The sequence below is a fragment of the Sphaerospermopsis kisseleviana CS-549 genome, assembly GCF_028329225.1.
Taxonomy (GTDB): domain Bacteria; phylum Cyanobacteriota; class Cyanobacteriia; order Cyanobacteriales; family Nostocaceae; genus Sphaerospermopsis; species Sphaerospermopsis kisseleviana.
On the sequence record NZ_JAQMTI010000265.1, the window covers coordinates 25838 to 32434 of the forward strand.

Consider the following 6597-nt stretch of genomic DNA (forward strand, 5'->3'; position numbering starts at 1 on the left):
CGTTTATTAGCAATTAATTCTTGGTTATAAAGATAAGTTTGTACATTAATTTATCCAAACTATTTATTTTTATATAGAAAAATATACCAAATTAGTAATTCTTACAAGAAAAATTATGGTTAAGTTTTGTATTATTCGATCACCGTAGATCCGAAACGATACCCTTTACCGTAAACGGTGTGAATTAGTGCAGATTCTCCACCTATCTCAATCTTACGACGTAACAGGCGAATTAAGGCAGCAATGACATTACTTTCTGGTTGTTCGTCATCTGTCCACAAATGTTGCATAATTTGGCTGTGTGTAAGTAACTGTCCTGCATTTTCCATAAAATATTTGAGTAGATGGCTTTCTTTTTGCGATAGCTCAATTATTCTCCCTTGACGATAGGCTATCTGATTTTCTACATCCAGTTCTAAATCAGCTACTACTAAGCGTCCGACTGTGGTACTGTAAGCATCAAAACTAGAACGACGTAACAAAGCACGGACTCTTGCTAGTAACTCCCGCAGTTCAAAGGGTTTAACTAAATAATCATCTGCACCTGCATCTAAACCTTGCACCCGATCATCTAAGGTATCTTTAGCGGTGAGAAATAGTACAGGGGTAGTTTTACCTTGAGTGCGTAATTCTTGACAAATTTCTAAGCCTGTTTTTCCTGGCAACATCCAATCTAAAATTAATAAGTCATAGGTTTTAGTTTGTGCCAGTTGTCTGCCGCTTATTCCTTCATAAGCAGCATCCACAGTATAACCTTCACGAGTTAAGACACGACTCAAGGGATCTGTGAGTTCGATTTCATCATCAACTAATAAAATTCTCATGTTGCTTGTGGTGAGATAATAAACCGCAAAGACAAAGATATCAAAAAAAATAATGCTGACTGTCGCACTACCAAAAGGGGAATTACTTAAAAATAGCATCCGCTTGCTGCAATCTGCGGGATTGGACTTTAGTGGTTTTTTAGATGCTGGAAACCGCCAACTACAAATTCCTGATGCTAGTGGACAAGCTAAAGGTCTGTTAGTACGAGCGCAAGATGTACCTGTTTATGTGGAATATGGTCAGGCGCAATTGGGTATTGTGGGTTATGATGTGCTACGAGAGAAAAAACCGCAGGTTGGACAATTAGTTGATTTGCAATTTGGTTATTGTCGGATGTCTGTGGCGGTAAAAGCTTCTAGTTCTTACAAATCTCCTTTAGACTTACCTGCTCATGGTCGAGTTGCTTCTAAATATGTTAATTGTGCGCGGGAGTATTTTCAAAGTTTAGATTTACCGATTGAAATAGTTCCTTTGTATGGTTCGGTGGAATTAGGACCGATTACGGGTATGTCTGAAGCTATTGTCGATATAGTTTCTACAGGACGAACTTTGCGGGAAAATGGTTTAGTGGAAATTGCGACTTTGTATGAAAGTACGGCGAGGTTAATTGTTCATCCTTTGAGCTATCGTTTGAATATGGGTAATTTACACAAAGTGGTGGAACAGCTAAGAGTTAATAATTGATAATTGATAATTGACAATTGACAATTGTTTTATTCAAGGTTTAAAACCTCCCCTTGAAAGGTGTAAAAACCCAAAATTCTGCTTTTTCAATCCTCTTCCTTTCAGGGAGAGGTGATTGTCATATCATGTCGTGAGGATAGTTGACAGGTGACAGTTTTAGACAGTGGGTAAGTTTTAATTTTTAAGCTGTTGTGCAAGATTTTTTAATTTTTACCCTCAAAACTCTTGCATTGTTTGAAAGTCAAAATAGCTCAAATTCTTTAACTGTAATGTTTTCCCATTTATTCAGCAAACCCTATTTTACTAACAGCGATCGCTACTTTCCTCGCAAGCATCACATACTCCCTGAACTGTAACCTCGTAGGTTTTTCCCTGCAAACCAGGACGGAGATTTTTTAACTCAATACATTGAAATGTATCCCAAGCTATATCTTCAATAGCACCGCAAGACTGACAGCAAAAGTGATGATGGGGTTGAACATTAGCATCATAACGAGATACCCCCTCTTGCAATAATACTTCCCTCACCAGTCCCACTTCTCTGAGTGCTTGTAGAGAACTATATATAGTGGCCTGGGATGAAACAGGAAAATCTTTATTTAAATCAGTCAGTATTTGCTCAACAGTTGGGTGATCTGTGCGAGATAACAAATTTGCATAGACCGCAAACCGCTGAGGTGTCACCCGCAAACCCTTGGATTTTAAGGTTTGAATAATTGCGTTTGCTTCTTCCTGCATAACTATTGCCGTATTTATAGAGATCTAACCGTAATTATAGTTTAGCACATTAATGAATTAATAGTATATATTACTTTTTATAAAAATTAAGTATTTATAACTATTGAATTTTTATTAAATCAGAATTATTCTGAGATAGAGACAAAAAGCAAACACAATTTCACACATCAAAACATCAAGAGGTCAACATGGCTGTAATCGAAACCGTTCCTAACGTTGTCTTTAAAACCCGTGTTCGTGATGAGTCCATTGGTGGACCCAACCCCTTCCGTTGGCAAGATCGCACCACTGAAGAACTGTTTGCTGGTAAGCGTGTAGTAGTATTTTCATTACCTGGTGCGTTTACTCCCACTTGTTCCACCTCCCACCTACCTCGCTACGAAGCACTCTATAACGAATTTAAAGCTTTGGGAGTTGATGAAATAATTTGTATATCTGTAAATGATGCCTTTGTGATGTTCCAATGGGGTAAACAACAAGGTGCGAACAATGTCTTCTTGTTACCCGATGGCAATGGCGAATTTACCCGGAAAATGGGAATGTTAGTAGATAAAGCTAACTTGGGCTTTGGAATGCGGTCTTGGCGCTACTCAATGGTAGTTAATAACTGCAAAATTGAAAAAATGTTTATTGAGCCTGGTTTTGATGATAATTGTCCCACCGATCCTTTTGAAGTGTCAGATGCAGACACCATGTTAAATTACCTCAAAAGTGTGAAATAGTTGATTGGTAATTGGTGATTGGTAATTGGTGATTGGGAAAAATAACTAATGACTAATAACTAATCACTAATAATTAATCAATAAAATCCCAAATCTAAAATCTAAAATTGTTATGACCTACGAATTTGACTTATTTGTAATTGGTGCTGGTTCTGGTGGTATTGCGACTGCAAGAAGGGCGGCGGAATATGGTGCGAAAGTAGGAATTGCCGAGTTTGATAGACTGGGTGGAACTTGTGTAAACCGTGGTTGTGTGCCTAAAAAACTCATGGTTTATGCTTCTCATTTTCCCGAATTATTTACTGATGCTGTAGGCTATGGTTGGAGTGCTGTTAAAAGTTCTCTAGATTGGGAAAAGATGATTACCGCAGTTAATAATGAGGTAGATCGTCTGAATGGAATTTATCAAAAAATGTTGGATAATTCCCAAGTTGAGATTTTACAAGGATATGGAAAATTAATTGATAACCATACAATTGTACTAGGTGAAAGAACAGTTACAGCAGATAAAATATTAATTGCTGTGGGTGGAAAGCCAACAAAACCGGATATTCCTGGAATTGAAAATGCTATTACATCTGATGAGATCTTTCACCTGAAAACACAACCAAAAAGGATGGTGATTTTAGGTGGTGGTTATATTGGTTCAGAATTTGCTTGTATCATGAATGGACTGGGAACAGAAGTTACCCAGATCACTCGTGCGGATATGATTTTGCGTGGGTTTGATGATGATTTGCGAAGTGAAATTCAACAAGGAATGACAAACCACGGGGTAAAAATTCTCAATCACACTCAAATAATTGGCTTTGAAAAAGACGCAGAAGGAATCAAAGTCAAAGTTCGTAAAGATGGCGAGTCTGAGGATACTGTGGTTGTGGATGCGGTGAGTTTAGCGGCGTTAGGAAGGAAACCAAATACTCAAAACTTGGGTTTAGAAAATACCAAAATTCAACTCAAACATGGGGCAATTGTAGTTGATAAATATAGCCGTACAGACGAAGAAAATATCTATGCCGTGGGAGATTGTACGGATAATATTAACTTAACACCCGTAGCAATTAATGAAGGTAGAGCTTTTGCTGATACGGTATTTGGTGGCAAATCTCGCACCATGAGTTATGAAAACGTTCCCACAGCGATTTTTACCACACCAGAAGCGGCTACAGTGGGTTTAACTGAAGCAGAAGCGCGAGAAAAATATGGTGATGCAGTAAAAATTTATCGCTCTCGTTTCCGTCCTATGTATTATACTTTAGCGGGTAAAGAAGAAAAAACCATGATGAAATTAGTGGTTGATCAAAATACTGATAAGGTATTAGGGGCGCACATGGTCGGTACAAATGCGGCGGAAATTATTCAAGGAGTGGCGATCGCCATTAAAATGGGTGCAACCAAAGCTAACTTTGATGCTACAGTCGGTATTCATCCGAGTTCAGCAGAAGAGTTTGTTACCATGAGATAATGTCAGTTGTCAGTTATCACTGATAACTGATAACTGATAATTGATAGCTGATAATTGATAACATGAGCATCTATCCAAATAAAAAGAAATCTCCAGAAAAATCCCGCCAAAATCAAAATGACTGGCGGTTATTTTTGCGTTTATTACCTTATGGTCGCCGTAGCGTGGGTTTATTAGTAGTATCAATGTTTTTGCTCATACCTCTTGGTATTGCTAACTCTGTTCAACCGTTATTAATTGGACAAGCAATATCTTTAATTCGTCAAGAACCCAGTGTTTATGAATTTATCAAAAATCGTTCTTTATATGAAGGTTTAACTATCATTCAAGGATTATTCTTGATAACAATTATTATCAAGTTATTGCTTACAGGATATCAGGGTTATTTAGTACAGAAATTAGGACAGAAAATAACAGCAGAAATTCGTAAAGACTTATTTCATCATGTGACATCATTAGCAGTTAAATATTTTGATCGCACACCTGTAGGTAAACTAATTACTAGACTAACCAGCGATGTTGAAAGTTTAGGAGATGTCTTTGCTACTGGTGCTGTCGGAATTTTTGCTGATTTATTTTCTATGTTGCTAATTATTGGTTTTATGTTTTCTATCCAATGGCAACTAGCGATTCTATTACTACTTATATTGCTACCAATTTCCTGCTTAATTATTTACTTTCAAAAACAATATCGTCAAGCCAACTATAAAACTAGAGAAGAACTATCAAAACTCAATTCACAACTACAAGAAAATATTGTTGGTGTAAATGTAGTACAGTTATTTCGCCGAGAAAAATTTAACGCAGAATTATTTAGAGAGACTAATAAAAAATATGTTGCAGAAGTTGATACTAGCATTTGGTATGATTCTGCTGTTTCCTCTACTTTAGAATGGGTTAGTTTAATTGCTATTGCTGGTGTATTGTGGGTAGGCAGTTTACTAATTTTAAGGGATAATCTCAGCTTTGGTATTTTATCTGCATTTGTTTTATATGGGCAAAAATTATTTTTTCCTCTGCAAAACTTTGCTGAGAAATTTACAACTATTCAAGCTGGTTTTACTGCTATTGAAAGAGTTATTGGTATTTTAGATGAACCAGTAGAAATCAAAGATAAAAGTAACCCTCGGTTATCAATTTTAGATAATCAATTTGGTTATATAGATGAGATAATTAGAGATTTAGAAGCACAGAATTTTAACACTGCACCAGAATTAGGAGAAATTAGATTTGAAAACGTCTGGTTTGCTTACAAAGATGATGATTATGTCATTAAAAATCTAGACTTTATCATTCATCCAGGGGAAAAAATAGCTTTAGTCGGACCTACTGGGGCGGGTAAAAGTTCAATTATCAGGCTGTTATGTCGGCTTTATGAACCAACAAAAGGACGTATTTTGATTGATGGTATTGATATTCGGGAAATACCACAAGCAGAACTGCGGCGTTATATGGCGGTAATTTTGCAAGAGGCTTTTTTGTTTGCTGGTGATGTGAAAAGTAATATTACTTTAGGGGATAGTTACACCTTGGAAGAAATTGAACAAGCAGCACAAAAAACGAATGTTGCTGATTTTATTCAGCAATTACCTCAAGGATATGATACCCAATTAAGAGAAAGAGGAACAAATATTTCTAGTGGAGAAAAACAGCTTTTAGCCTTTGCGCGGGCTGCTATTCGTAACCCGCAAATTTTGGTATTAGATGAAGCTACAGCTAATTTAGATGTGGGAACAGAAGCGTTAATTCAACAAGCATTAAATCAACTTTTAATCAAACGCACGGCAATTATTATTGCTCACCGTTTGTCAACTATTAGGAATGTAGACCGAATTTTTGTATTGAAGCGGGGAGAATTAATTGAACAAGGAAGTCACGAACAATTAATAGCACAAGGTGGACTTTATTCAACTTTGCATAATTTACAAATGTTGGGAACTTAGATGGTAATTGATAATTGATAATTGATAATTGACAATTTAAGAAGAAAAGAGAAAAATTTATCTACTGAGAAAATTGTCAATTAGGGTTTGCTGAATAAACCTAAAACCTTGATATATCAAAGGTTAGAGGCTGATAAACACAGAAATTAGTGCAAGGGTTTTGAAGGGTATACCGGAAAAAGTGTGCATTTTTTGGGATTTCAAGAGATGGCAAAGAAAT

The 6597-nt window shown here is 36.4% G+C and carries 6 protein-coding genes; 4 read left to right on the forward strand and 2 right to left on the reverse strand.

What is annotated here, in order from left to right; all coding sequences use genetic code 11:
- Positions 1-131: 131 nt before the first annotated feature.
- Entirely contained in the window at positions 132-824 is a 693-nt protein-coding gene (gene rppA / locus PN497_RS20990) for a two-component system response regulator RppA (RefSeq protein WP_096572838.1), read from the reverse strand.
- 52 nt (positions 825-876) lie between these two features.
- Here rppA and hisG point away from each other — a divergent pair, with 52 nt between their 5' ends.
- Entirely contained in the window at positions 877-1509 is a 633-nt protein-coding gene (gene hisG, locus PN497_RS20995; protein WP_096571765.1) for an ATP phosphoribosyltransferase, read from the forward strand.
- Positions 1510-1812: 303 nt separating this feature from the next.
- On the opposite strand, the gene PN497_RS21000 is transcribed toward hisG, so the two are convergent.
- Positions 1813-2247, reverse strand: a complete 435-nt coding sequence (locus PN497_RS21000; protein ID WP_096571766.1) for a Fur family transcriptional regulator — start codon at positions 2245-2247, stop codon at positions 1813-1815.
- Between the two features lie 188 nt (positions 2248-2435).
- On the opposite strand from PN497_RS21000, the gene PN497_RS21005 reads away from it, so the two are divergent.
- The 3 genes from PN497_RS21005 (at position 2436) to PN497_RS21015 (ending at position 6377) form a co-directional block, all read left to right on the forward strand.
- Entirely contained in the window at positions 2436-2969 is a 534-nt protein-coding gene (locus tag PN497_RS21005; protein WP_096571767.1) for a peroxiredoxin, read from the forward strand.
- A gap of 112 nt (positions 2970-3081) precedes the next feature.
- Positions 3082-4434: a glutathione-disulfide reductase gene (gor, locus tag PN497_RS21010; RefSeq protein ID WP_096571768.1), complete on the forward strand. Its 1353-nt coding sequence runs from the start codon at positions 3082-3084 to the stop codon at positions 4432-4434.
- Between the two features lie 62 nt (positions 4435-4496).
- On the forward strand, positions 4497-6377 hold the full coding sequence (locus tag PN497_RS21015; protein WP_096571769.1) for an ABC transporter ATP-binding protein: 1881 nt from the start codon (positions 4497-4499) through the stop codon (positions 6375-6377).
- Positions 6378-6597 lie beyond the last annotated feature (220 nt).

Excerpts from the sequence above, each read along its gene's own strand:
- PN497_RS21000 (WP_096571766.1), bottom strand. The coding sequence starts at position 2,247 with ATGCAGGAAGAAGCAAACGCAATTATTCAAACCTTAAAATCCAAGGGT.
- gor (WP_096571768.1), top strand. The coding sequence starts at position 3,082 with ATGACCTACGAATTTGACTTATTTGTAATTGGTGCTGGTTCTGGTGGT.
- rppA (WP_096572838.1), bottom strand. The coding sequence starts at position 824 with ATGAGAATTTTATTAGTTGATGATGAAATCGAACTCACAGATCCCTTG.
- PN497_RS21015 (WP_096571769.1), top strand. The coding sequence starts at position 4,497 with ATGAGCATCTATCCAAATAAAAAGAAATCTCCAGAAAAATCCCGCCAA.
- hisG (WP_096571765.1), top strand. The coding sequence starts at position 877 with ATGCTGACTGTCGCACTACCAAAAGGGGAATTACTTAAAAATAGCATC.
- PN497_RS21005 (WP_096571767.1), top strand. The coding sequence starts at position 2,436 with ATGGCTGTAATCGAAACCGTTCCTAACGTTGTCTTTAAAACCCGTGTT.